The organism is Paraburkholderia sartisoli, from assembly GCF_900107685.1.
In the GTDB taxonomy this organism is placed as follows: Bacteria; Pseudomonadota; Gammaproteobacteria; order Burkholderiales; family Burkholderiaceae; genus Paraburkholderia; species Paraburkholderia sartisoli.
On record NZ_FNRQ01000007.1, the window covers coordinates 315,563 to 340,589 of the forward strand.

Consider the following 25,027-nt stretch of genomic DNA (forward strand, 5'->3'; position numbering starts at 1 on the left):
CATGCGCATCCATATCAAAGCACAAAGCGCCGCACTCGCCGTACTCGCCGCAGCCGCATTCACCACCGTGACCACTCAGGCAGCGGAGACGCTTTCCGTCGTGACCTTCGGGGGCGCGTATGAAGCGGCGGCCAGAAAGGCCTATTTCGAACCGTTCACGCAGGCCACGGGTATCGGCTTCTCGACCGAATCGTATGACGGCGGCCTCGCGAAGCTCTCCGCGATGGAGCAGGCGAAAAACACCACGTGGGACCTGATCGACCTCGAGACGAACGACGCGATCACCGCCTGCGACGAAGGCCTCCTGCAGAAGTTCGACAGGAAGTCGATCGGCAAGACGAGCGACTTCATCCCCGGTTCGATCAGCGATTGCGCGGTGGCGAGCATGGTCTGGTCGACGATCTATGCCTACGATGCGAGCAAGCTCAAAACCGCGCCAACGACCGTCAACGACTTCTTCGACCTGCAGAAATTCCCGGGCAAGCGCGGCCTGCGCAAGTCGCCGAAGGTCACGATGGAATGGGCGCTGATCGCCGACGGCGTCGCCCCGAAGGATGTCTACAAGGTACTGGGGACGCCCGCGGGCGTGGATCGGGCGTTCAAGAAACTCGACACGATCAAGAAGAACATCGTGTGGTGGGAGTCGGGCGCGCAGGCGCCGCAGCTGCTCGCGGACGGCGCGGTCGTGATGACGCAGGCCTACAACGGCCGCATCGACGACGCCGCGAAGAAGGACAACAAGCCGTTCAAGACCGTCTGGGACGCGCAGGTCTACGACTACGACTGGTGGGGTGTGCCGACGGGCGCGAAGCACACCGACGCCGCAATGAAATTCATCGTCTCCGCTTCGCAGCCAAAGGCCTATGCGGACCTGTCGAAGTACATCGCCTATGCGCCGCCACGCAAGGACGCGATCGCGCTTATCGACAAGCAGCGCCTCGCCGATCTGCCGACCTCGCCTGATAACTTCAAGCGCGCGTTGCAGATCAACGCGAACTTCTGGGCCGACAACGCGGACCAGATCAACAAGCGCTTCCAGGTGTGGCTGACGCAGTAACACTATCGTCCGACGAGAGCCCGACTTGACTACTCACATGCCCGCTTCGGCCCCCGCGAGGGGCCCGGGCTCTCCGACGAGAGCCGACGGCCGCACGGCGTTCCGGAAGGCACACCGCCGCGCATCGATGCAGGCGCTGTTGCTTGCACTGCCGCTCCTTGTGTTTCTGCTGTCGACGTTCATCGCGCCGATCGCGCTCCTGCTCGCGCGCAGCGTGGAGAATCGCGAAGTGTCCGACAGCATGCCCGCGCTCACGCGCGCGCTCGATGCGTGGGATGGCCACGGCGTGCCGGACGAGCACACGTTCGCGCTGCTCGCCACGGGGCTCCGGGAGGCGCAGCAAAACGGACAGCTCGGCACCGTCGCGCGGCGGCTGAACTTCGCTCAGGCCGGGTTCCGCAGCCTGCTGATACGCACCGAGCGCCAGTTGCCCGCCGATACACCGCCCGCGTGGAAGCCAGCGCTCGTTGAACTCGACGAACGCTGGAACTCACCGGAGACGTGGCGCCAGCTGAAGCGGGCGGCCGCGTCGCCGACACCGGACTTTCTGCTCGCCGCCGTCGACGCGCAAGTGACGCCACAAGGCTCAGTCGCGTTCGTACCGGACAACGCTTCCGTCTACCGGCAGGCGTTCGCCCGCACCATCTCGATCAGCGCGACGGTCACGCTGCTGTGCCTCGTGCTCGGCTATCCGGTCGCCTGGCTGCTCGCGAACCTGCCTGCGAAAAGCAGCAACCGGCTGATGCTTCTCGTGATCGTGCCGTTCTGGACTTCGCTGCTCGTGCGCACGACTGCATGGTACGTTCTGCTGCAACCGGGCGGCGTCATCAACAGCCTGCTGATGGGTCTCGGGCTCGTCACGCATCCGTTGCCGCTCGTCTTCAACCGCACGGGCGTGCTCATCGGCATGACGCACGTGCTCCTGCCTTACATGATTCTCGCGATCTATTCGGTGATGAAGAGCGTGTCGCCCGTGTACGTGCGGGCCGCGCAATCGCTTGGGGCGCACCCGTTCACCGCGTTCGTGCGGGTCTACATTCCGCAGACGCTGCCAGGCGTGGGCGCGGGCTGCTTCCTCGTGTTCGTGCTCGCGCTCGGCTACTACATCACGCCGGCGCTGCTCGGCGGCGCCGGCGACGAGATGATCAGCCAGCTCATCGCGATACAGACCAACACGCAACTCAACTGGGGCCTCGCCGGTGCGCTCTCGGCCTATCTCGTGATCTTCACGGCGATCTTTTATTTCCTGTTCAACCGCATCGTCGGCATCGACCGCCTGCGCTTCGGTTGAAACCAGGTCGAAACACGCGGACGCGACGAAGGAACGACATGCAAGGTCAACGCAACAGAGTACTGACGGAACGCATCGCCGCGCGCGGGGTATGGCTGCATTCAGCGCTTGTGCTGTTCTTCCTGATTGCGCCGATTCTCGCGATCATCCCGCTCTCGTTCAATTCGGGATCGTACTTCTCCTACCCGTTGCAGGGCTTTTCGCTGCGCTGGTATGAGCAGGCGCTCACGAGCCCGGACTGGCAACGGGCGCTGCTGAACAGCATCGGCATCGGCGCGGCGGCGACGCTGATCGCCACGTGTCTCGGCACGCTCGCCGCGCTGGGCATTTCGCGCGCGCAGTTTCCGCTGCGCTCGCTGATCATGCCGATCATCATCTCGCCGATGATTGTGCCGATCGTCGTCGTGGCCGCGGGCTTTTATCTGATCTTCGCGCCGCTCGGCCTCGTGAACTCGTATCCCGGCGTGGTGCTCGCGCATGCGGCGCTCGGCACGCCATTCGTCGTGATCACCGTGACGGCGTCACTGCTTTCGTTCGACCAGAGTCTGTTGCGCGCCGCTTCCGGGCTCGGCGCGACGCCCTGGGTCACATTCAGGCGCGTGATCTTGCCGCTCATCACACCGGCGGTCGCGACCGGCAGCGTCTTCGCGTTCGCGACCTCGTTCGACGAAGTCATCGTCATCCTGTTCATCGGCGGCCCGAATCAAACCACCGTGCCGCGACAGATGTGGAGCGGTATCCGCGACTCGATCGACCCGTCGATCCTCGCCGTGGCGACGATGCTGATCGTGTTCGCAGTGCTGCTCTTCGCGAGCATTAACTGGCTGCGTGGGAGCAGGGTACCGGGCTGAGGCCGCGCCGCACCGGCGAGGACAGCAAGCGCGCGCTGACAGTCCCGACCCGATCGTCAGCAAGAATCCTGCAACGGCTTTATGCTCACGGAGCGCGCATCTCTGTCACGCGGCGGGTCGCATGCCTGAATGCCCGACCGCACTGCCAGCCAGCCGTCTTTGACGCAAGCGCCTGATTGATCCACCTCACGAGGTCGACATGTCGAACACCACGCAGCAGCCCACACGCACTGTGAAGATTCCAGGTCCCGATCACCCGATCACCATCGAGCGCAACGCCACGCGCGTGGTGGTTTCCATCGCGGGCCGCACGCTCGCCGACACGCGTCGCGCGCTGAAGCTGCGCGAGGCCAGCTATCCGGCCGTGCTGTATATCCCGCGCGAAGACGTGGACATGACGCTGCTCGAGCGCGCCGATCACACCACTTACTGCCCGTACAAAGGCGAATGCGCGTACTACTCGATTCCGACCGGTGGCGAGCGCTCGGTCAACGCGGTATGGACGTACGAGAATCCGTACGATGCGGTCGCACTGATCAAGGACCACGTCGCGTTCTATCCGGACCGGGTCGACGCCATCGAGGAACTGGATTCCGCCGCCTGAGGACGCCAACCCGCACACCAATCCGCACGATCAAACGCGCACTCAACCCAGCCGCGCCGCGATCGCCTTGCCGACTTCCGTCGTATTCGCACGGCCGCCCAGGTCCCCCGTGTGGGGACCATCCTTCAGCACCGCTTCGATGGCACCGAGGATCGCGTCGTGCGCTTCATGCTCGACGCCCTCGCCCTTGCCGAGGAAGTCGAGCATCATCGCCGCGGACCAGATCATCGCCACCGGGTTCGCGATGTTTTTACCGGCGATGTCCGGCGCGGATCCATGCACCGGTTCGAACAGCGACGGAAACACGCGGTCCGGATTGAGGTTGCCGGACGGCGCGATGCCGATCGTCCCGGTGCAGGCCGGCCCGAGATCGGACAGGATGTCGCCGAACAGGTTGGTCGCCACCACTACGTCGAAGCGATCCGGGTTTAGCACGAAGCGCGCGCACAGGATGTCGATGTGCTGCCTGTCCCATTTCACGTCCGGATAAAGCGCGGCCACTTCTGCCGCGCGTGCGTCCCACCACGGCATGCTGATCGAAATGCCGTTGCTCTTGGTCGCCACCGTGATCGTCTTTTCGCGGCGCCGCGCGAGATCGAACGCGAACTTCAGCACGCGCTCGGAGCCCTTGCGCGTGAAGATCGATTGCTGCATCACGAGTTCACGCTCGGTGCCCTCGAACATCGTGCCACCCACCGACGAGTATTCGCCCTCGGTGTTCTCGCGCACGATCATGAAATCGATGTCGCCCGCCTTGCGCCCGGCAAGCGGTGAAGGCACGCCGTCGAACAGCCGCGCGGGGCGCAGGTTGATGTACTGGTCGAACTCGCGGCGAAATTTCAGCAGCGAGCCCCACAGCGAGATGTGATCGGGCACGGCATCGGGCCAGCCAACCGCGCCAAACAGGATTGCGTCGACATCCGCGAGTTGCGCTTTCCAGTCGTCGGGCATCATCTGGCCGTGCCGCGCGTAATAGTCGCAGCTTGCCCACTCGATGTGCTGGTAATCGAGCGCGAGATCGAAGCGCTGGCTGACGGCGTTGAGCACGCGCAACGCTTCGAGCATCACTTCCTTGCCGATGCCGTCTCCTGGAATCACAGCAATGCGGTATGTGGGGCGGGGCATGCGGGTCTCCTGGTTGTGTCTGCGGCAACCATTCTATTGCGAATGGTTTCTTGCGGTGTTCGCGTAGCGCGAAGCGTCGGAAATCAGTTGGCTGCCGGCCGCTCGACGATGGGCGCGGAGGCTGCCGCGCGGAGCCGCTTTCGCATGCAGGAGGCCGTCGACGGGCACAGCGCCGCGAATTGCCTGCATAGTCTCACTTCGCCGGGAACCTCTTCGCGGCTTACCCGTTCGTAGCCGGCTCGCGGCAACTGAAACCGGCGCCATGCCCCTGGCAATATTCGCGGGCATCGAGCCATAACCCTACGTCCACATCACGTCCTGCACGATGGTCTCGCGCAGGATCGCTGTCACTCCGTTTCGCCGTCGTCCGTGTCTGCATTGGCGGTTAGTGCTTCATGATCCATGGCGGCGTTTGCCAGTGTCATCGCCGGCTCTGGATGCGCTGTTTTTCGCTCGCTGTAGCGATCGGTCAAATAATCCGACCGGTCGCGCACAAGCAGCGTGAACTTGTACAGCTCTTCCATCACGTCGACGACGCGATCGTAATAAGCCGATGGTTTCATCCGGCCGTCGGCGTCGAACTCCTGCCAGGCCTTCGCCACCGACGACTGGTTCGGAATGGTCACCATCCGCATCCAGCGGCCGAGCACGCGCAACGCATTCACGGCGTTGAACGACTGCGATCCGCCGCACACCTGCATCACGGCAAGCGTGCGGCCTTGGGTCGGACGCACGCCACCGCTTTCAAGCGGTAGCCAGTCGATCTGATTCTTGAAGACGGCCGTTAGCGTGCCGTGACGCTCCGGGCTGCACCATACCTGTCCTTCCGACCATTCCGACAGTGCGCGCAGCTCGGCCACTTTCGGATGATCGGCAGCGACGCTGTCTGTCAGCGGCAAGCCGTGCGGATCGAAGACCCGCGTTTCGGCGCCGAAATGACGCAGGATGCGTTCGGCTTCCAGCGTCAGAAGCCGGCTGTATGACGTGGGGCGCAACGAACCGTAGAGCAGCAAAATTCGCGGTGCGTGTTGCGAAACCGCGCGTGGTTCGAGTTTCCGCAAATCCGGCGTGTCGAGGTGCGGCGCACTGACGTTGGGAATATCCTGTGTCATTCGCGGACCCTGCGTCCCGCGCTATCGATCACCGGTTCGCCGTCCTCCTTGGCAAACGCGCCCTTTTGCGGCGCGGGCAGAATGTCGAGCACGACCTCGGAGGGCCGGCACAGGCGCACGCCAAGCGGTGTGACAACGAACGGGCGATTGATGAGGATCGGGTGTTCCAGCATCGCGTCGAGCAATGCCTCATCGCTCACCAATGGATCGTCCAGGCCCAGATCGGCGTAAGGCGTACCCTTTTCACGCAGCGCGGCGCGGACCGTGAGACCGGCGCGGGCGATCAGATCCTTCAGCGTGGTCCTGTCCGGAGGGGTTTTCAGGTATTCGATGATCTCTGGCTCGATGCCCGCGTTGCGGATCATGGCCAGCGTGTTGCGTGACGTGCCGCAATCCGGATTGTGATAAATCGTGATGCTCATGCTTCTTGCCTCCTGATGCCCTGTTTCCCTTCGTACCAGTGTTGCGAGCGGTTCACCATGCCGACGACAAACAGCATCACCGGCACTTCGATCAGCACGCCGACCACCGTGGCGAGCGCCGCACCCGAATGAAAGCCGAACAGGCTGATCGCGGTCGCTACCGCGAGCTCGAAGAAATTGCTTGCCCCGATGAGACTGGACGGCCCGGCAACACAATGCGCGACACCGAGCCGGCGATTCAACACGTACGCAAGACCGGAATTGAACAACACCTGGATGAGGATCGGCACCGCAAGCATGGCGATGACGAGGGGTTCCCGGATAATCGCCTGCCCCTGGAACGCGAAGAGCAGCACCAGTGTTGCGAGCAGCGCGCAGATCGAATAGGGGCCGAGGCGCGCGACCGCCTGCCGGAAATACACTTCACCTCTCGCCAGCAGGCGCCGACGCAGTAACTGGGCAAGGGCAACCGGGATCACGATGTAGAGGCCAACCGAAATGATCAGCGTATCCCAGGGCACCGTGATCGCCGACAGGCCAAGCAGGAATGCGACAAGCGGCGCGAAGGCCACGATCATGATGGAATCGTTCAGCGCCACTTGCGAGAGCGTGAAGTACGGATCGCCCCGGCAGAGTTGCGACCAGACGAACACCATCGCCGTGCATGGCGCCGCGGCCAGCAGGATCAGACCGGCGATATAGCTGTCGACCTGATCGACGGGAAGCCACGGCGCAAACACATGGCGGATGAAGATCCAGCCGAGCAGCGCCATCGAGAACGGTTTGACGAACCAGTTCACGAACAGCGTGACGCCGATACCACGCCACTGGCGCCTGACCTGGGTCATCGCGGCGAAGTCGATCTTGACCAGCATCGGGATGATCATCATCCAGATCAGCACACCGACCGGGAGATTGACCTGCGCCGCTTCCATGCGGCCGATCGCCTGAAAGAGCCCGGGAAACACCTGCCCGAGCAGGATGCCGCCCACGATGCAGAATGCGACCCAGACCGTCAGGTAACGCTCAAAAAAACCCATCGTCGGGTGTGTGCCGCCGCTTGCCGTATCAATGCTGCTCATTTGATTCTTCCGCGAGCTTCTCACCGGTCGCGCAGCATGCGGCCGGCGATTGAGCGTGTGGTTGCGATGGTTCGCGCGAGCGGCCGTAGACCGGTGCGGCTTCGAGCGTCTTGAAAGTTTCCCAGGCGACGCCCTGCGGATCGATCGTCCACGCCTTGTCTGACCTGGCATAACAACAGGTCGTCCCTGTCTGGATTTGTACCGGGAGTTGCGCCGCAGCGAAACGTGCATTCATCTCGGCCAGCTCAGCATCGGTTTCGACCTGGATACCGACGTGATCGACGCCCGGTTTCGCACCGCGCTGCGAAATGGCGAAGTTCACCGCCGGATCGGTCAGTTCCCATTTGCAGTAGTCGGCTTTGAGCACGGCTGGTTCGGCATTGCCGAACATGGCGCTATAGAACCGGATGCTGTCGCCGAGGTTCTCCACCGCGACGTGAATATGCATGCGCTTCATGGCGTGTCTCCGCAGCAGTCGGGAACATCGCTCGCGGCACAGGTCGCGCCCGCGCAGCAATTCTCCGTCAGGAAACCAATCAGGCCCGTCATCGCATCGAAGTTAGCCGTGTAGATGACGAACCGTCCGTCCTGTCGCGGCTTCACCAGGTCTGCGTGCGACAGGTCTTTCAGATGGAACGACAGACTTGAAGGGGAAAGCCCAACCTGCTGCGCGATCTCACCCGCAGGCATGCCGTCCGGACCGGCGACGACCAGCAAGCGAAAGATCGCGAGGCGCGATTCGTGGGCGAGCGCGCTCAGTGCGCGCACAACGAGATTCGAGTCCATGGGCAGAACGATAAGCCATCCGCTTCGACATTTCAAGTATTATTGAAATGAAGTCGATGTGCGGGTTTTTTGCGGACCCATACGCCGGGTGATCAGCGTAGCGGCGCGACTGCGGTCACCAGCAAATCGCTCAGCAAGTCAGCTGAAGCGGACCTCGCCACCCCGAGTCATTCGGCAAGATCAGGCAGCGGAATCGTCTCGCGCAGCAAGTCGCTATAGGCACGCTCGATCAGCGCAATATCGCGTGCCTGATTGCTCGCGTGGATACCGCACAGTTGCGGCAGCAACAGTTCGACCGCGCGGCACGCCGGATAATCGCGCACGCGCAGCGCAGGCTCGATCGTCGTGAAGAAGGCTGTTGTGGGCACATCGAAGCCCGCTGCGGCGTGTACGGCCGCCGTGTCGCAGGTCAGCACACAGCGCGCGCCCCGAATCAGCGCGAGAAAATGCGCCGTATCGATGGCGACGGACTGCACGTCGACATAACGTGCATGATTAACCGGACCAAATCCGAGCACCGGCAGATCGTATCGCTTCACCAGCCGGCCAACGAGATCCGCGCGAACGTGCTGGGGAATGCTGCGCACCGGCGTGCTCGCCGACGCGCAGAACAGGACGTATGGCTGGTCCCGCCATTGGGCCGGCAACGCCGGCAGCGATACGTCTGCAAGCCAGCGGTTTGCTTTCTGGCTCGACGGAACGCTCGATGCATCGACGCCCAGCGCGCCCAGAAAAAAGTCGATCATGGGCAGCGCGGCGAAGTCCGGCCAGAAGAGATGATTGCCGACATCGATGACGGTGGCGCCATCGGGCAATTCGCTCAGGGAAAACGGCAGCGTGACGCGCGCCGACAGCAAGGCGCCCGCGAGTGCATACAGTTCTTCCACGAATGCAGGCGCGCGGCCTGGACGATAGAGCGTGAACCTCACGTCAGGGAACGCGTGCATCACAGCCGACATCGCCGTGAGCCCGATGATCGAATCGCCGAGCGTCACGCCCATTCCGTTGACGACGTGAACGTCGGATGTCGTGCGGTAGTCGATACTGAAACGCTCTACCCCCGCGTTGAAAATCCCTGGCAGATCCGCCGCTGCCCGGTAGCCCTCGACGCTGTCGTCGCCCGTTTCCAGATCGTACGAAGCCACGAGACGTCCGTCCGGAGAAAGGAGCGATCCGGGAAACGTCAATGCATCGGCTGGATTGAGAGGGTTCACGCGTCGATCCGCCTTGTGTGTGTCAGCATGGAAGAGCGGACATGATAAGACAGAGCGACGATGGTTACAGCCGGTTACGTAATAGTGGCGTGCGCCGCCGGCATCGTGCGCATGCGGGTGGAAATGTCGGTGCCTTCTATCGCGTCAACGAGCGGGCCGTCGTAGCGCGCATCGCTGGAAAACAGCGTGCCGGAGCCCGCTTCCCCGAGGCTCATGCTGCCCGGTGAATGGGACCGCCCGACCCGCGTTCAATAATACGGATACGGGGCGTACATGACCGGCGGCGGCGCCATGTAGCGCGGCGGAGGCGCCATGTACACCGGTTGCGGCGCGTAGACCGGCATCTGCGGCTGCGCGATCGTGTTGCCTTTGGACGTCATGCACTGCGCGTAGGCCGCGTCGTAGCGCGCCTGCAAACCGGCCGCCGAATACTGCGCGCCGTTTGCGCCCGCCGCGCCACCGACCAGCAGCCCGCTGCCCGCGCCGATCGCCGCACCGGCGCCCGGATTGCCCGCCGCCGCGCCCAGCAGCGCGCCCACGGCGGCGCCGCCGAGCGTGCCGACCGCGGCGCTGCCCACGCTGTTCGACGTTGCGTTCTGCGACGCCCCAGCGGCATCGCTCGCGCGGAACGCGTAGTCGCGGCACGCATAATCGTCCTGCTGGAACTGGTTGAGCGGCTCGCCGCTACGCGGCAGCGCGACGATACTCGGGCCGCTCGGCGGCACGACAGCGCAACCGCCGAGCACCAGTGCAACGAGAACCGTGGGGAGTGCGACGCGAATCATTTTCGGGCTGTGAATCATGTTGGCGAAGATGGAGTAACTCAGAGTCTCCACGGTAGGCCAATCGCCCCAATTTGTGGTTACCAGATCGTTACTGAAAGTTTTTTCGCTTACATTTCGCCAGCACCGCCCGCGCGCGCAAATGCAGGGCTCGCAGGAAACGCTTCATGCGCTCACAGCATCTTGCGGTATTGCACGAATCCCGAACGGTCCGCGATACGGTCGTACAGCTGCATCGCGTCATGATTCGTTTCGTGCGTCAGCCACCACACGCGCGAGCACTGCGCCCCGGCCGCCCGTGCGTACACTTCCTCGATCAGCTTCCGGCCGATTCCGGCGCCGCGCACGCCGTTTTCCACGAACAGGTCCTGCAGGTAGCAATAGTCGCCGACGGTCCAGCAGGACCGGTGCATGATCCAGTGCACCATGCCAACCGCCCGGCCATCGAGCAGCGCGAGCGCGCCGAACACCGGTTCCGCGGGGTCGAGAATCCGGTCCCACGTGAGCTTCGTCGTTTCAGCGGGAATGTCGGTTTTATAGAACGCCTGATAGCCGCGCCACAGCGGCAGCCATGCGTCGAAATCGTCCGGCGACAATAGTCTGATCTCGGTTCTTTCCGGGGATGTCATGTGGTGTTTTTCCGTGGCTGGATTCATGCGTGAATTCATGCGCGAAGCACATGGATGCAAGCCAGCTTACGCGCGTCATCGCGCGAGGAAAAGTACCAGTGGAAGCCATTTCCATGGTGCCACCGTACTGGCAGCCGGGCGGCCGCGAAATGCAGATGAAGGGAGCGGCGCCCGCCGGTTGCAGCCGGGCGCCGGATGACCTTACTTGCCGATGCTGATCAGTTCGACTTCGAACGTCAGGTCGCTGTTCGGCGGGATCGCGCCGACACCGCGTTCGCCGTAGGCGGTTGCCGCCGGGCACGTGAGTTTCGCCTTTTCGCCGACCTTCATCTTTTGCACGCCTTCCGTCCAGCACGGAATCACGCGGTTCAGCGGGAAGCTTGCCGGGCCGCCATGTTTGGACGACGCGTCGAACTCGGTGCCGTTCGCAAGCGTGCCGCGATAGTTGACCGTCACGACATCGGTGGCCTTGGGCTGCGCGCCATTGCCTGCCGTCAGGTGCTCGACGACCACGCCCGAAGGCAGTTTTTCGGTGGTGCTCGCCATGGCGGGTGCTGCGGTGAAAGCCGTCGAAGCAAGAACGGCGGCTGCGAGTGTGACGACGATAGATTTCAAATGAACCTCCAGTTGGATGCGTCGCTATTGTAAAAGACGTCACTCCGAAAGCAAGGCCCAATGAAACGTAGCGAGGAACACGCTGGCGGCATTCGCGCGAAAGCCGTTGCGGCACGCGCGAGAGCCCTGCGTTCAGACAGGCTCTCGCACGGATCATGCAGTGCGTCAGAACGTCAACACACGATCCACTATCGCCAGATCAATCCCGACCAGAACCGCTGTCAGGCGGTCTTTGCGGCGGACAGGGTCTGTTCGCGCAGCCGGATGTAGTCGAGCTTGTCGACCGGCGTGGCGCTCCGTTCACCGAGATCGTTCAGGTGAATCCGGTACGTTTCCCTCACGCTGAACGCGGCGATCGCGGCGATCACCGTGATGCCGAACGTGATCGAGCCGATCATCACCGGAACGTTGGTCGATCCCGGCGGCGCGACGGTGGCGAACAGCGCCGGCAGCAGCGCGGTAATCGTCGTGCCGACGTTCTGCGCAATCGCCATGGCGGAAACCCGCGAACGCGTCGGGAAGAGTTCCGGATAGAAGCTCGGGAAAATCGCGTTGTACCCCTGGTAGACCACGCCCCACATGAGCAGCGACATCACGATCGCAAGCGGCACGCTGTGGATGCTGATGGCGTACAGGTAGCCGAACGACAGCAGCCCTGAACCGAGCGCGCCACCGATGATGAGCGGCCGGCGTCCGATCCTGTCGGAGAGGTTGCCGACATACGGAATCACGAGCACGGCCAGGATGTTGCCGAGCACGGGGATCCACAGATAGACGCTCTTCGGAAAGCCGATCCCGTACGACGGTTGCACCGCATAGGCCCCACCGAAAATCGTCGCGACCACCGGAATGACGTTCATCAGCGAGCAGCACACGACGACGATCATCTCCCTCCAGCCGAACTTGAAGGCCTCGAGGATCGGCGAGCGGGGTGTGGCGCCTTCGGTTTCGAAGGCCGGCGTTTCCTCGACGTTGCGACGGATGATGTAGCCCGCGATCAGAACCACGGCGCTCAGCAGGAACGGAATGCGCCAGCCCCATGCGTTGAACGCGCCTTCGGGCATGAATCGCGCGAGCGGCAGGAACACGGCGGCGGCGAGAATCTGGCCGGCCTGCACGCCCTGCAGCGTGAAGCTCGCGTAATAACCGCGTCGCCCGAACGGAGCGTGTTCGAGAATCATCGAGCTCGCGCCCGAAATCTCGCCCGCCACCGCGAAGCCCTGGATCAGGCGCAGCACGACCAGCAGCACCGGTGCCAGCATGCCGACCTGATGGTAAGTCGGCAGCAGGCCCACGGCCATCGTCGAAAAGCCCATCATGAACATGCAGACCAGCAGCACGTTCTTGCGGCCCTTGGTGTCGCCCCAGTGTCCGAGGAAGAATGCACCGATGGGTCGCGCGACGTAACCCACGCCATACGTCGCCAGCGAAGCGACGATCGCGATCTTCGGATTGCCCGAAGGGAAGAACAGCTGCGGGAAGATCAGCGCCGCCGCGGTCGCATAGATGAAGAAGTCGTAGTATTCGAGCGCAGAGCCAATCCAGCCGCTCGCGGTCGCCTTTCGTGTCTGATGTGTGCCGTGAGGCTCATGTTCGGTCAGGCTGCCAGCCATTTCAGTCTCCCATATTGATATGTAACCACGGTGATTCCGTACTGCTACGTCAGATAAAGCCAAAGCGAAAACAGATTCGACGCGACGCGTCCGCTCAGTAATGGTGGATATGCATGCCGCCATCCACCTGAATCGCGGTGCCGGTCGTGAATGGCAGGTCGCCGGCGGCCATCGTCGCCACCGCGCGGCCGACGTCTTCCGGCGTGCCCCAGCGGTTGATCGGCGTGAAGCCCCCGGCAAGCAGGTTGTCGAAGCGCGCCTGCGCGACCTGCGTCATCGGCGTGCTGATCAGGCCTGGTCGCACTTCATACACCGCAATGCCGTGCGCCGCAAGCCTGAGCGCGTAAAGTTTCGAGGTCATCGCGACGGCGGCCTTCGACATCGCGTACTCGCCACGCTCGGGCGCCGCGATCGCCGCGTTCGACGACGACACGAAGATAATCGACCGGGCGCTTTCCACGCCAGCCGGCTCCGCTTCGATCATCCGCCGGCTGACGGCCTGCGTGAGAAAGAACGTGCCGCGCGTGTTCACGCTGAAGTTCAGGTCGTAACTCTCAGGCGACACATCCAGCAGATCGCCACGCGACAAAACCGACACCCCTGCGTTGTTCACCAGCACATCGAGACGGCCGAACGCGTCGAACGCCGCATTCACGAACCGCGGATGATCGTCGAGATTCGCCAGATCGCCTTCGACGAAAGCGACACGCGCGGACGCGGGAAACATCGTCTGAAATTCGTCAGCGCGAGCCGGGTCGATGCGGCGGTCGGCAATCACGACATCGAAGCCGCGCGCGGCGAGCGCAAGCGCGATGCCCTTGCCGATCCCGCCCATGCCGCCCGTCACGAGAGCAACCCGTGAACCCGAATCCTGAATATCCATGACGTGAAACCTGTAAAGCCCCTCAGATGGCCTTCCCTGTTCTGCGGCTCTGCTGCCTTGACAGGGAAGATGAACCTGCACGGTGATGGCACGTGCGGCGCATGTCGGGAAATTACGCTTTCGGCCCGCACAGGACAACGGCGCCCGGCGTAAAATGCGCGCTATTCGCGCACGGCGCGCGAACTTCGCCCGTAACCCGGGTTTCTACGGAGCAGCACCGTGAACGACAAAGACCGAATTGCAGGGGCGACGAAGGCGCTGGCTGTCATCGAAGCGTTCGATGAGGATCATCCGCGCATGAACCCGGCGGGCGTCGCGGAACTGACCGGGCTGACCCGCACCGCAGCGCGCCGCTACCTGCTGACGCTCGCCGACGCCGGCTATGCGGAAACCGACGGCCGGCTCTTCTGGCTCGCGCCGCGCGTGCTGCGCCTTGGCACAGCCTGGTTTTCGTCAGCGCGTCTGCCGCGTATCGCGCAGCCTTTCCTGCAGCGCATCACCGCCGCCGTGCAGGAAAGCGCCCTGCTGGCGGTGCTCGATGGCGACGACGTCGTCTACGTGGCGCGCAACGGCAGCAGCCGGGTCACGACCGTCGGCTTTCTGCTCGGCTCGCGGGCGGCGGCACCGCTTTCGTCGGCGGGCATGATCGTGCTCGCCCATCAGCCGCCCGAACGCGTGACGGCATTCCTCGAACGATACGAACCCAAGGTGTTCACGCCGCACACGGTCGTCGACAAGACGCGCCTGCGGGCCCAGATCGACCAGGTGCTTCAGTGTGGCTACGCGTTGTCGGAGGAACAGCTCGAAGTCGGCATGCGGGGGGTCGCCGTGCCGCTGCGCAACCGCCACGGCGTCGTGCTCGGGGCCATCAGCGTCAGCATGCAGACCGGCAAGGAATCGGGCAGCGAAGCGCTCGCGCGCGTGCTGCCGGTGCTGCAGGAAACCGCGAGCCTGTTGCGCGCCGTGGTCTAGGGACACGCCGCGCGCGACGCTAGAGCGCGGCGTCCATGCCGATCGCCTCGACGGCCTTGCGCTGGTAACCGCCTGTCGCCAGCAGCAGGCTGCGCGTGTAATCGTTGTCCACCTGCTGCGCGCGAATCGCTTCGATACCCAGCTCCTCGACGATCTCGCCGTTGCGCATCACCGCCACGCGCGAGCAGAGAAAACCGATCACCGCGAGGTTGTGGCTCACGAGGATCATCGTCAGGTTGCGCTCGCGGTGCAGCCGCCGCAGCAGGTTGAGGATTTCGGCCTGTACCGATACGTCGAGCGCGGACGTCGGCTCGTCGAGCAGCAGCACGCGCGGCTCGACAATCAGTGCCCGCGCGATCGCCACGCGCTGCCGCTGCCCGCCCGAAAGCTGATGCGGATAGCGAAACCGGAACGCCGCGCCGAGCCCCACTTCCAGTAACGCAGCGACGATCCGTTCGTCCTGCCGGTCGATGCCGTTGATCGCGAGCGGCTCGCGCAACGTCTGGTCGACGGTGAAGCGCGGATGCAGCGAGCCGTACGGATCCTGAAACACCATCTGCACGTCGCGGCGAAACGCGCGGCCGGCCTTTGCTTTTTCGGCGGATGCATGCGCACCGGTCTTCATCGTGCCCGAAGCCGCGGGCGCGAGGCCCGTCAGCGCGCGCAGGATCGTCGACTTGCCGGAACCCGATTCGCCGACGATCCCGAACACTTCACCTTCGCCCACATGGAAGGTCGCGTCGCGCACCGCGTCGAAGTAACCGGTCTTCGTCTTGAAGCGGACCGTCAGGGCGCTGACCTCGATCATTCGAACACTCCCGTCGATTCCGTGAGCCACGCCGGGTCGCGCTTGAGCACCGCCAGTTCCTCCGGCGGATTCACGAGCGGCGGACTGGCGGCCAGCAGCCCGCGCGTATAAGGGTGCCGTGCATGCACGAGATCGCGCGCGGCGCACGTTTCCACCACGCGCCCCGCGTACATCACCACGACGCGATCGCAGAACGACATCACGAGCGGCAGGTCGTGACTGATGAACAGGAGCCCCGTGTCGTGCTTTTCGATCATCTCGTCGAGAATGCCGAGCACCTGCATCGAGACGAGCACATCGAGCGCGCTGGTCGGTTCGTCGGCGACCAGAAGGCGCGGCCCGGACGACACCATCATCGCGATCATCACGCGCTGCCCCATGCCGCCCGACAGTTCGTGCGGGTAAGCATCGGCGACACGCTCGGGCACGCGGATATGCACCGCTTCGAGCGCGGCGACGATCTTGCCGCGCATCTCGCGGCGGGAGACCTTCGGGCCATGCAGCGCGAACGCTTCGGCCATCTGCTGCGCGACCGTCATCACCGGATTCAGCGAGTATTTCGGGTCCTGCAGGATCATGCCCATCTGCCGGCCGCACAGCTTGCGGCGCTTCGAGGCGGACATCGCCAGCAGATCCTCGCCGTCGAACCTGAGCGTCTTCGCGGTGCAGTGCGCGGCAGGCGGCAACAGACCAAGCAGCGCACGCCCCGTCAGCGATTTGCCGGAACCCGATTCGCCGACGATGCCAAGCCGCTCGCCGCGCCTGAGCGACAGCGACAGGCCGCGCACGGCGTCGACCGGCGTGCCGTCGTGTCCGCGAAAAGCGATGCGAAGATCGTCGATCTCGCACAGGGGCTGCGTGGTACCAGCTTGCATGTCAGCCTCCATGACGCGGATCGAAGACGTCGCGCAGGCCGTCTCCAAGCAGATTGAACGCGAGGCTCACGAGCAGGATCGCGAAGCCGGGAATCGTCGCGACCCACCACGCGTCGAGCAGCACGTTGCGGCCCGACGCGACCATGAAGCCCCACTCCGGCGCGGGCGGCTGCGCGCCGAGCCCGAGAAAGCCGAGACCGGCGACGGTCAGGATGATGCCGGCCATGTCGAGCGTCGCGCGAACGATCACCGACGACGAGCACAGCGGCACGATATACCGCAGCAGGATGCGCGACCGCGACGCGCCCTGCAGGCGCGCGACGTGGATGAAATCGGCCTCGACGAGCCGTAACGTCTCCGCACGCGAAAGACGCGCATACGCCGGCCACGCGGTAATCGAAATCGCGATCACCGCGTTGATGACCCCTGGCCCGAGCGCGGCGGCGAACGCCAGTGCGAGCACGATCTTCGGAAACGCGAGCGCGACGTCGGTGATCCGCATCAGCACGGTGTCGACCCAGCCGCCGAAGAAGCCGGCCGTGGTGCCGATCAGAAGACCCACCGGCACGACGATCACCACCACCAGGATCGCGATCGAAAGCGTGAGCCGCGAGCCATGGATCAGGCGCGAGAGAATGTCGCGCCCAAGCTGGTCGGTACCGAACCAGTGGGACGCGGAGCCCGGCGGCATGAGCCGGTCGGAGAGCACCTGCTGCAACGGATCGTGTGGCGCGATCAGCGGGCCGATCGCCGCGACGACGATCAGCGCCGCGAGAATCACGAAGCCGAACACCGACAGCGGATTACCCGCGAAACGCTGCCAGCGTCGATACGCGAGGCCGAGCGCGGCCTGTTTGCGGGAAGCGGGCGTGTCGGTCAGCAGCCAGCTTTTCCAGTGTCGGGGCGCGGCGTTCATCGAGGATTCCGGGGTTGGCGTGGCGTGATCGGAAAGCGGCTGCACGAGATGGATCTCCGGGTCATCAGCGGGCGCGCGGATCGAACACGCGATAGAGCGCGTCCGTCAGCAGATTGAGCGCGATGAACGTGACGCCGATCACGAGCGTGCTGCCGAGCACGGCGTTCATGTCGGCGTTCAGCAGCGCGCCCGTCAGGTACGAACCGATGCCGGGCCACGCAAAGACGATCTCCGTCAGCACCGAGCCTTCCAGCAGATAGCTGTACGTAAGCGCGATCACCGTCAGAAGCGGCACCGCGATATTGCCGAACGCGTGACGCCAGATCACGCGCCGCTCGGGCAGCCCCTTCGCGCGCGCGGTCGTGATGTATTCCTGGCTCAGCTGTTCGAGCATGAACGAGCGCGTCATCCGGCTCAGATACGCCACGGAGTAGTAACCGAGAATCGCCGCGGGCAGCGCGATGTGCGAGAACGCGTTGAAAAACACGTCCCACTCGCCGGCGATGATCGAGTCGACCAGCAGGCTGCCAGTGTGGGTGTCGACCATGCCGTCGAATACCGGATCGATGCGCCCCGGCCCCGACACCCAGTGCAGCTTCGCGTAGAAGAGCAGCAGCCCCATCAGGCCGAGCCAGAACACAGGCACCGAACTGCCCACCAGACCCACGAAACGCGCGATGTGATCGATCCACCGGTTATGGCGCACCGCCGCGATCACGCCAAGCGGCACGCCGACGAGCACGCCGAGTATCGTCGAGAGCGTCGCGAGTTCGAGCGTCGCCGGAAACACGCGCTTGATGTCGTCGATGACGGGATGCGCGGTCAGGAGCGACATGCCGAAGTTCCCGTGCAGCACGTCGCGCGCGTAGATCAGGAACTGCACCACGAGCGGCTGGTCCAGACCCAGCTGAATGCGCGCGGCCGCGTAGGCGCTCGCCGACGCGCGATCGCCGAGAATCGCCAGCACCGGATCGATCGGCACCTTGCGGCCGATCACGAATGTGACCGCGAGCAGGCCCGTGAACGTGATCACGAGCGTCACGATCCAGCGCAACAGGCGCAGCGTCCAGCGGATACCAGGGCTTCGCGCGGAAAGCACGCGCACGCGCGCGGAAAGGGTGACAGGCGTCGACATAGGGATTCCAGAGGCGAAGGAAAACGAACCGGCGAAGCCGCGGCGGCTTCGCCGTCATGCACCTTCGCCCGTTACGTTACTGCTTCTTCAGGTTCCGGTACGACACGAGGTCGTTGATCGGACCCACTTCAAGACCCGTCACGCCCGGGCGCGCCGCCACCTGCGAGACCTGCTGGAACATGATCACGAAGGGCGAGCGGGCCAGCATCTGCTTTTGCATCGTCTGGTACATTTCCGCGCGCTTCGTCGGCGACGATTCGGCCAGCGCAGCGTTCGTCTCTCTGGTCAGTTCGGGAATGTCCCACGAATTGCGCCACGCGAGCATCTTGTAGCTCGACTTGTCGGAGTTATCCGGATTCCACGCGAAGCCCTGCGCGTTGCTGTGTGGATCGATGTAATCCGCCGACCATTCGCCGATATAAATGTCATGCGAGCGCGAGCGGTATTTCGCCAGCGTCTGCTTGTTGTCGCCCGGGATGATCTGAACCTTGATGCCGCCCTGCGCCAGGTTCGCCTGCACCGCCTCGGCGATTTCGCTGTACGGATAGCCGTTGCGCACATCCATCGTCACGGAGAACCCGTTGGGAAGGCCGGCCTTCGCCAGCAGCGCCTTCGCCTTCGCGACGTCCTGCTGATAGGGATTCGAATTGAGCGCGCCGAGGAAGCCTTCGGGGAGGAACGTCTCGTGGACCTTGTACGTCGTTTTCGCGATGTTGGTCTGGATGCCCTTGTAGTCGATCAGCCATTTCATCGCCTCCTGCACTTCCGGCTTCGCGAGATTCGGGTTCTTCACGTTCAGTCCGAGGTACAGCAACGTCGCCTGCGGCACGGCGCTCGTATGCGCCTTGCCCGACTTTGTCAACGCGGCGAGATCGTCCGGGCTCAGGTTGCGCGCAACGTCGACGTCGCCGTTTTCAAGCAGCAGGCGCTGGCTCGACGCCTCCGGCACGTGACGCAGCACGATGCGCTTCATCGCGAGCGGCACACGGTAGCCGTCAAAGCGTTGCAGCACGATGCTCTCGTTCGCAGTCCACTTCACGAGCTTGTAGGCGCCGGAGCCCGCCTCGTTGGTACGCAGCCAGTCGTTGCCGAAGTCGTTACCCTTCTGGTGCGACATCAGCAACTGCTTGTCCAGCACCGATGCAGGCCACGCGCCGAGCACGTTCAACACGAACGTCGGCGCATATTTCTGGTCGGTCGTGATGCTCACGGTGCTGTCGTCGATCTTCTTCACGTTGCGCAGCGCGTTGTCTTTGGTCAGGCCGATACCTTGCAGCACGGCCGCCGCGCCCTTGTCGAGCAGCACCGTGCGCTGGATCGACCACGCGACGTCATCCGCGCTCAACGGGTTGCCCGAGTGGAATTTCAGGCCTGGGCGAATCTTGAACGTGAACGTCAGGCCGTCGGGGCTGACGGTCCACGACTGGGCCACGTCGCCGTTGAATTTCGACGGGTCTTTCAGGTCGACGCGCACGAGCCTGTCGTAGGTATTCGCCACGTACTCCTCGGGCACCAGTTCGTATACCTCGCCCGGGTCGAGCGTGGTGAACTCGTCGAGGAACGTGGCCATCACGAACATGTCTTTCGGCGTCGCGGCCGCCGCGGGGCCCGCTGCCGTCACCGACACCGCGAGGACAGAAGCCATTGCCGCCACTGCCAGCGCATTGCGCAAAACCATTTTCATACTCGCTCCGTAAGAGATGTTGGAGAGTCTTGAAGGGAACCGCGGACGCTAACTAAACCGGCACGCGCTACATGAGACGCAACGGGCCGCTCTCGCTGTTGTCGATGAGCCGCAGCGAACGGGAGCCGGGCAGTTCGTAATGCCACCATTCGCTCTTGATGTGCGTGAAGCCCGCCGCATGCATCACGCCCAGCAGCAACAGGCGATTGCGCTGCACGTGCTCGGGCAGGCCGGGATGAAAGTGTCCGGACTCGACGGTCATCGCATCGAAGCCGGTGCCCATGTCGAGCGCGTTGCCGCTCGCGTCGAGCAGCGTCAGGTCGATCGCCGTGCCGCGGCTGTGGTTCGAGCCGAGGCCCAGATCGGCGATATAGGCCGGATCGGGCAGGAAGTCCCACAGCACCTGCTGCGCCTCTGGCGGGCGGTACGCGTCGAAAATCCTCAGCTTCATGCCGACGGTCCGCGCGATTCCGACGGCCTTGCGCAAACCCGCTTCGGCAGGCGTGAGCAGCAGGCAATGCGCGGCCTTGTAGATCGGCTTGCCGGTCAGGTTGCGGTCCGTCGCGTAGACGAGGTCGATGTCGACGTCGTGCGTTTCGGGCGTGATGGGGATCAGTCGATGGGGTTCTGTCATGGGGTGCGCGTGAATGGTTTCTGCCTGAACAGGGCTAAAAGTCGAATTGATCGAGCTCGCGCTGCAATTCACGATTGCGCGCGACGCGTTCGTCGATTGCCGGGCCGAGCCGCTCGAGGTTCGAGGTTCGAGGTTCGAGGTTCGAGGTTCGAGGTTCGAGGTTCGAGGTTCGAGGTTCGAGGTTCGAGGTTCGAGGTTCGCCAGCATGTCGCTCGCGATACGCTTCGCGGTCGGGGTCAGTCCGGCGTAACGCGACTCGACAGTCTGTGCAAACGCGCCCGGCATCGTGGCTGGCGACATGGGTTGGTTATCTGTCATTCTTTTCTCGATTGACATCCATCCGACAAAACCAATAAAGTCAGCGCCAGCTTAAAAAATCAATCGAAAAGAGCTGCCCGATAGCGTATCGCCTCGCCACGGGCCCTTCCAGCCGTATCGGGATCGCACAGATAGGCCACCCAACCGGCCGCCGGATACGCCGATACCCGTTCCTGTTCGAGAGACGTTTAGTTATATGTCATCGTATAACTATCTAACGGACTGAAATATCCGCCGCGTATTCGCCGCTTCCGCCTTGCGGCGCGTGGCATTGCCCTGGTTTCCCGGATTCTCGCGGGTCAAAACGGAACCCGGCGCGAACGCCCTGTCAGCACGTTCGTCCGCGCCATACGGGTAATTACCCGGTGTACATCCGGTATCTCATATCGATAGACTCTCGCGGTCATAGGACAACATACAAATCCATCCCGCTTTTTGCCCCGTGCAATGTGGATGGCCGAATGACCGGAGACCACGCCATCTCCAGCGTCACATTCTCCGTGGCGACTGGTCGAGGACACGACGGTGGGGATACGGACGATGACCGTATCGCAGCGTTCGCAATCGATCGATGGTTTATTTTCAGAGGAAATAGCGCGATGAAAAACAACTTTAACCTTTCCCGTATTTCGATGATGGCCGCCGCTTCGGTGCTGGCCCTGAGCAGCGGTGCCGCACAGGCGCGCACGTTCCGCTCGGCCGACGTGCATGGCGACACGTTCCCGACCAACATGGCCGTGAAATTCATGGGCGACGAGATCTCGAAGGCGACCAACGGCAAGGATTCCGTGAAGGTCTTCGGCAACAGCTCGCTCGGCTCTGAAAACGACACGATCGACCAGGTCCGTATCGGCGCGCTCGACATGACCCGCGCGAACGGCGCGGCGTTCAACGAGATCGTGCCGGAATCGATGATCCCGTCGCTGCCGTTCCTGTTCCGCGACATCAACCATTTCCGCAAGGCGATGTACGGCCCGGCAGGCCAGCAGATTCTCGACGCCTTCAAGGCGAAGGGCCTGATCGCGCTGACCTTCTATGAAAGCGGCGCGCGTTCGATGTACGCGAAGAAGGCCATCCATTCGCCGGCCGACATGAAGGGCCTCAAGGTCCGCGTCCAGCCGTCCGACCTGATGGTCGACGAAATCCGCGCGATGGGCGGCACGCCGACGCCGATGCCGTTCGCCGAGGTCTACACGGGCCTGAAGACGGGCCTCGTCGACGCAGCGGAAAACAACCTCCCGTCCTACGACGAAACCAAGCACTTCGAAGTCGCGCAGGTGTACTCGGAAACGCAGCACGCGATGACGCCGGAAGTGCTCGTGTTCTCGAAGAAGGTCTGGGACACGCTGACGCCGCAGGAACAGGCCATCATCAAGAAGGCCGCGGATGACTCGGTGCCCTACTACGAGAAGCTTTGGACGGCGCGCGAAGCCGAGGCCGCGAAGACCGTGACGAAGGGCGGCGCGACGCTCGTTCCGGCCGCGCAGATCGATCGCGCGGCGTTCGTGAAGGCGATGCAGCCGGTCTGGGCCAAGTACGAAAGGACGCCGCAGATGAAGCAGATCGTCGACGAAATCCAGGCAGTCAAGTAAGTCTCACCCGCGGGTGATGGCGCAATGTCCGGCAGCGTGTTTCGCCGGCATTGCGCCACGAGCATTTCCTCGTGAGCCGGCAACCGGCTCACGAGGCAGTCTGAATGGGCAGGATAAGTCCGTTGTATGGAAGGATGGAACAGATGACCTTCATGAAACGCCCGAATGATTTTCTTTCCCGCGTACTGGCCATAGTGGCGTCGATCAGCCTCGCCGTGCTGACGTTGCTGGTCTTTTACGGCGTCGTCATGCGCTACGTCTTTAACGACGCCCCCGATTTCGTCGAGCCGATCGCACTTTTGCTGGTGGTCGTCATCGCCATGTTCGGGGCCTCGCTCAAGGTTCGCGAGAGCGGTCATATCGGGCTCGATTCACTCGTCAAGAAACTGTCGCCCAAAGGGCAGGTCGCGGCCGAAGCCTTTCAGCATGTGTGCCTGATCGCGCTTTCCGTCGCGATTTTCGTGGGCTGCATGGAAATGGCGGAAACGACGATGGACGACCGGATTCCGATTCTCGGCCTCCCGGAAGCCCTCCGCTACTTCATTCCGGTCGCAGCCAGCTTTTGCATTATTTCTTTCTCGTTCGAACATCTGCTGAAGCTGTTCGCGCGGAAGCATACCTAGAGCAATCATGGAACTTGCCATTCTCTTTGTCAGTTTTATCGTGTTCCTCGCGCTCGGGGTTCCGGTTTCGTTTGGGTTGGGGCTCTCGTGCGTCCTGACGTATCTGTATGAAGGCCTGCCGGCGGCAACGGCCATGCAGTCGATGATCTCGGGCATGAACGCGTTCTCGTTTCTCGCGGTCCCGTTCTTCATCTTTTCCGGCGAACTGATGCTCCACGGCGGTATCGCCGACCGCATCCTGCGCTTCGCCCAGGCGACCGTCGGACACTTCCGCGGCGGTCTCGGCATGGCCAACGTCGTCGCGTGTACGCTGTTCGGCGGCGTGTCCGGTTCGCCGACAGCCGATACGTCGGCGATGGGCGGCGTCGTGATTCCACTGATGAAGCGCGAAGGCTATAGCGCGGCGTATGCGGTCAACGTAACGACCCACTCGTCGCTGGCCGGCGCGCTGATGCCGACGTCGACGAACATGATCATCTATGCGTTCGCCGCACAGGGGATCACGGGCACGTTGAACGGTCAGCAGCTGAGCGGCGTCTCGATCGGCGACCTGCTGTTCTCCGGGCTGCTGCCGGTGCTGTGGGTGATGGGTTTCGTGCTGATCGCAGCCTACTGGCAGGCGGTTCGTTTCGGCTACCCGCAGCGCCCCGATGGTTCGACGGGCGTGCAGAAGTTTCCCGGCTGGTTCGCGGTGGGCAGGACGTTCCTTGGCGCATTGCCCGGTCTGATGGTGATCGCGATCATCCTGGTGTGCGTGGCAAGAGGCATTGCGACCGCGACAGAAGCCGCGGCGATCGCGGTGGTCTATTCGCTGGTGCTGACACTCGTCGTCTATCGCTCGATGACGAGGAAGAAGCTCTTCGTGGCGCTTTCAAGCGCGACCAAGACAACCGGTGTGGTGCTGCTGCTGATCGCCGTGTCGAACATGCTGCGCTTCCAGATGGCTTACCTGGAGATTCCCGACGCGATCGAGCGCCTGCTCGAACATGCAACGACGCTTCCGTGGCTGATGCTGCTGTATATCAACATCCTCCAGGTTTTCCTCGGCACGTTCGTCGACATGGCCGCGCACATCCTGATCACGACGCCGCTGTTCCTGCCGCTCGCGATGCATGCAGGCGTGGGCCCCGTGCAGTTCGGCATCATGATTCTGCTGAACTGCTCACTGGGTCTGGTTCACCCGCCGATCGGCTCGGTGCAGTTCGTCGGTTGCGCGATCGGCAACGTCTCGATCGGTGAAACGACGAAAATCGCGTGGCCGTATTATCTGGCCATCTTCAGTGCGATCAACGTCGTCACCTATCTGCCGTTCTTCTCGACCTGGTTGCCAAGCCTGATCAACGGACACCCGGTGTATTGAGTTTCGACGTTTTCCCCGGGTGGTGATGAACAGCCTCGCGTGTG

The 25,027-nt window shown here is 63.3% G+C and carries 27 protein-coding genes and 2 pseudogenes; 8 read left to right on the forward strand and 21 right to left on the reverse strand.

What is annotated here, in order from left to right:
• The first annotated feature begins 1 nt into the window (after position 1).
• The 4 genes from BLV45_RS21265 to BLV45_RS21280 all read left to right on the forward strand — a co-directional run bounded on the left by BLV45_RS21265 (position 2) and on the right by BLV45_RS21280 (position 3,803).
• Positions 2–1,057 (forward strand): ABC transporter substrate-binding protein, encoded by a 1,056-nt coding sequence (locus tag BLV45_RS21265; RefSeq protein WP_090536130.1) that lies wholly within the window; start codon positions 2–4, stop codon positions 1,055–1,057.
• A gap of 37 nt (positions 1,058–1,094) precedes the next feature.
• The gene (locus BLV45_RS21270; protein ID WP_090536132.1) at positions 1,095–2,348 is read left to right on the forward strand and encodes an ABC transporter permease; all 1,254 of its coding nucleotides are present in this window, start codon (positions 1,095–1,097) and stop codon (positions 2,346–2,348) included.
• A gap of 38 nt (positions 2,349–2,386) precedes the next feature.
• Positions 2,387–3,199, forward strand: coding sequence for an ABC transporter permease (locus BLV45_RS21275; protein WP_090536134.1), 813 nt, complete (start codon positions 2,387–2,389; stop codon positions 3,197–3,199).
• 199 nt (positions 3,200–3,398) lie between these two features.
• On the forward strand, positions 3,399–3,803 hold the full coding sequence (locus tag BLV45_RS21280) for a DUF427 domain-containing protein (RefSeq protein WP_090536136.1): 405 nt from the start codon (positions 3,399–3,401) through the stop codon (positions 3,801–3,803).
• A gap of 42 nt (positions 3,804–3,845) precedes the next feature.
• Here the strand turns inward: BLV45_RS21280 and BLV45_RS21285 are convergent, their stop codons facing one another.
• The 13 genes from BLV45_RS21285 to BLV45_RS21340 all read right to left on the reverse strand — a co-directional run bounded on the left by BLV45_RS21285 (position 3,846) and on the right by BLV45_RS21340 (position 14,066).
• A complete protein-coding gene (locus BLV45_RS21285) occupies positions 3,846–4,928 on the reverse strand; it encodes a tartrate dehydrogenase (RefSeq protein ID WP_090536139.1) in 1,083 nt (360 codons plus the stop codon).
• Positions 4,929–5,275: 347 nt separating this feature from the next.
• Positions 5,276–6,040 (reverse strand): arsenical resistance protein ArsH, encoded by a 765-nt coding sequence (arsH, locus tag BLV45_RS21290; RefSeq protein WP_090536141.1) that lies wholly within the window; start codon positions 6,038–6,040, stop codon positions 5,276–5,278.
• The gene (gene arsC / locus BLV45_RS21295) at positions 6,037–6,462 is read right to left on the reverse strand and encodes an arsenate reductase (glutaredoxin) (protein ID WP_090536145.1); all 426 of its coding nucleotides are present in this window, start codon (positions 6,460–6,462) and stop codon (positions 6,037–6,039) included. Before arsC ends, arsH begins: the two co-directional genes overlap by 4 nt.
• Positions 6,459–7,544, reverse strand: a complete 1,086-nt coding sequence (gene arsB, locus BLV45_RS21300) for an ACR3 family arsenite efflux transporter (protein WP_090536147.1) — start codon at positions 7,542–7,544, stop codon at positions 6,459–6,461. Before arsB ends, arsC begins: the two co-directional genes overlap by 4 nt.
• Positions 7,531–8,001 carry an ArsI/CadI family heavy metal resistance metalloenzyme gene (locus tag BLV45_RS21305; RefSeq protein WP_090536149.1) on the reverse strand — a complete coding sequence of 157 codons (471 nt, stop codon included), beginning with the start codon at positions 7,999–8,001 and terminating at the stop codon, positions 7,531–7,533. Before BLV45_RS21305 ends, arsB begins: the two co-directional genes overlap by 14 nt.
• A complete protein-coding gene (locus BLV45_RS21310; RefSeq protein ID WP_090536151.1) occupies positions 7,998–8,330 on the reverse strand; it encodes an ArsR/SmtB family transcription factor in 333 nt (110 codons plus the stop codon). The genes BLV45_RS21305 and BLV45_RS21310 overlap by 4 nt, the downstream gene beginning before the upstream one ends.
• A 167-nt stretch (positions 8,331–8,497) precedes the next feature.
• Positions 8,498–9,544: a glycosyltransferase family 9 protein gene (locus BLV45_RS21315; protein ID WP_090536153.1), complete on the reverse strand. Its 1,047-nt coding sequence runs from the start codon at positions 9,542–9,544 to the stop codon at positions 8,498–8,500.
• 74 nt (positions 9,545–9,618) lie between these two features.
• Positions 9,619–9,759, reverse strand: coding sequence for an MBL fold metallo-hydrolase (locus BLV45_RS27740; RefSeq protein WP_218133552.1), 141 nt, complete (start codon positions 9,757–9,759; stop codon positions 9,619–9,621).
• A 33-nt stretch (positions 9,760–9,792) separates the two neighbouring features.
• Complete coding sequence (locus BLV45_RS21320) at positions 9,793–10,347, reverse strand: YMGG-like glycine zipper-containing protein (RefSeq protein WP_090536156.1); 555 nt, start codon at positions 10,345–10,347, stop codon at positions 9,793–9,795.
• A gap of 152 nt (positions 10,348–10,499) precedes the next feature.
• Positions 10,500–10,955, reverse strand: a complete 456-nt coding sequence (locus BLV45_RS21325; protein ID WP_090536357.1) for a GNAT family N-acetyltransferase — start codon at positions 10,953–10,955, stop codon at positions 10,500–10,502.
• 201 nt (positions 10,956–11,156) lie between these two features.
• Entirely contained in the window at positions 11,157–11,570 is a 414-nt protein-coding gene (locus tag BLV45_RS21330) for an FKBP-type peptidyl-prolyl cis-trans isomerase (RefSeq protein WP_090536158.1), read from the reverse strand.
• 221 nt (positions 11,571–11,791) lie between these two features.
• The gene (locus BLV45_RS21335) at positions 11,792–13,183 is read right to left on the reverse strand and encodes an MFS transporter (protein ID WP_090536160.1); all 1,392 of its coding nucleotides are present in this window, start codon (positions 13,181–13,183) and stop codon (positions 11,792–11,794) included.
• 94 nt (positions 13,184–13,277) lie between these two features.
• Entirely contained in the window at positions 13,278–14,066 is a 789-nt protein-coding gene (locus BLV45_RS21340; protein ID WP_090536162.1) for a 3-ketoacyl-ACP reductase, read from the reverse strand.
• 219 nt (positions 14,067–14,285) lie between these two features.
• Here BLV45_RS21340 and BLV45_RS21345 point away from each other — a divergent pair, with 219 nt between their 5' ends.
• Complete coding sequence (locus BLV45_RS21345; protein WP_090536164.1) at positions 14,286–15,038, forward strand: IclR family transcriptional regulator domain-containing protein; 753 nt, start codon at positions 14,286–14,288, stop codon at positions 15,036–15,038.
• Positions 15,039–15,057: 19 nt separating this feature from the next.
• Here the strand turns inward: BLV45_RS21345 and BLV45_RS21350 are convergent, their stop codons facing one another.
• The 8 genes and pseudogenes from BLV45_RS21350 to BLV45_RS28295 all read right to left on the reverse strand — a co-directional run.
• Positions 15,058–15,846, reverse strand: coding sequence for an ABC transporter ATP-binding protein (locus tag BLV45_RS21350; RefSeq protein WP_090536166.1), 789 nt, complete (start codon positions 15,844–15,846; stop codon positions 15,058–15,060).
• A complete protein-coding gene (locus BLV45_RS21355; protein WP_090536168.1) occupies positions 15,843–16,721 on the reverse strand; it encodes an ABC transporter ATP-binding protein in 879 nt (292 codons plus the stop codon). The genes BLV45_RS21350 and BLV45_RS21355 overlap by 4 nt, the downstream gene beginning before the upstream one ends.
• Before the next feature lies 1 nt (position 16,722).
• On the reverse strand, positions 16,723–17,637 hold the full coding sequence (nikC, locus tag BLV45_RS21360) for a nickel transporter permease (RefSeq protein WP_090536170.1): 915 nt from the start codon (positions 17,635–17,637) through the stop codon (positions 16,723–16,725).
• A 64-nt stretch (positions 17,638–17,701) separates the two neighbouring features.
• The gene (locus BLV45_RS21365; RefSeq protein ID WP_090536172.1) at positions 17,702–18,772 is read right to left on the reverse strand and encodes an ABC transporter permease; all 1,071 of its coding nucleotides are present in this window, start codon (positions 18,770–18,772) and stop codon (positions 17,702–17,704) included.
• A 76-nt stretch (positions 18,773–18,848) separates the two neighbouring features.
• A complete protein-coding gene (locus BLV45_RS21370; protein WP_090536174.1) occupies positions 18,849–20,456 on the reverse strand; it encodes an ABC transporter substrate-binding protein in 1,608 nt (535 codons plus the stop codon).
• Between the two features lie 67 nt (positions 20,457–20,523).
• A complete protein-coding gene (gene ddpX, locus BLV45_RS21375; RefSeq protein WP_090536359.1) occupies positions 20,524–21,090 on the reverse strand; it encodes a D-alanyl-D-alanine dipeptidase in 567 nt (188 codons plus the stop codon).
• 34 nt (positions 21,091–21,124) lie between these two features.
• A pseudogene (locus BLV45_RS28290) lies at positions 21,125–21,217 on the reverse strand (MurR/RpiR family transcriptional regulator); the annotation flags it as partial.
• Between the two features lie 62 nt (positions 21,218–21,279).
• Positions 21,280–21,375 (reverse strand): annotated as a pseudogene (locus tag BLV45_RS28295) (MurR/RpiR family transcriptional regulator); the annotation flags it as partial.
• Between the two features lie 632 nt (positions 21,376–22,007).
• Between BLV45_RS28295 and BLV45_RS21380 the strand changes: the two are divergent.
• From BLV45_RS21380 to BLV45_RS21390, 3 genes are all read left to right on the forward strand, one after another.
• Positions 22,008–23,000, forward strand: coding sequence for a TRAP transporter substrate-binding protein (locus tag BLV45_RS21380; protein ID WP_090536178.1), 993 nt, complete (start codon positions 22,008–22,010; stop codon positions 22,998–23,000).
• Positions 23,001–23,143: 143 nt separating this feature from the next.
• Positions 23,144–23,623 (forward strand): TRAP transporter small permease, encoded by a 480-nt coding sequence (locus BLV45_RS21385; RefSeq protein ID WP_090536362.1) that lies wholly within the window; start codon positions 23,144–23,146, stop codon positions 23,621–23,623.
• Between the two features lie 7 nt (positions 23,624–23,630).
• A complete protein-coding gene (locus BLV45_RS21390) occupies positions 23,631–24,983 on the forward strand; it encodes a TRAP transporter large permease (protein ID WP_090536180.1) in 1,353 nt (450 codons plus the stop codon).
• The last annotated feature ends 44 nt before the right edge of the window (positions 24,984–25,027 follow it).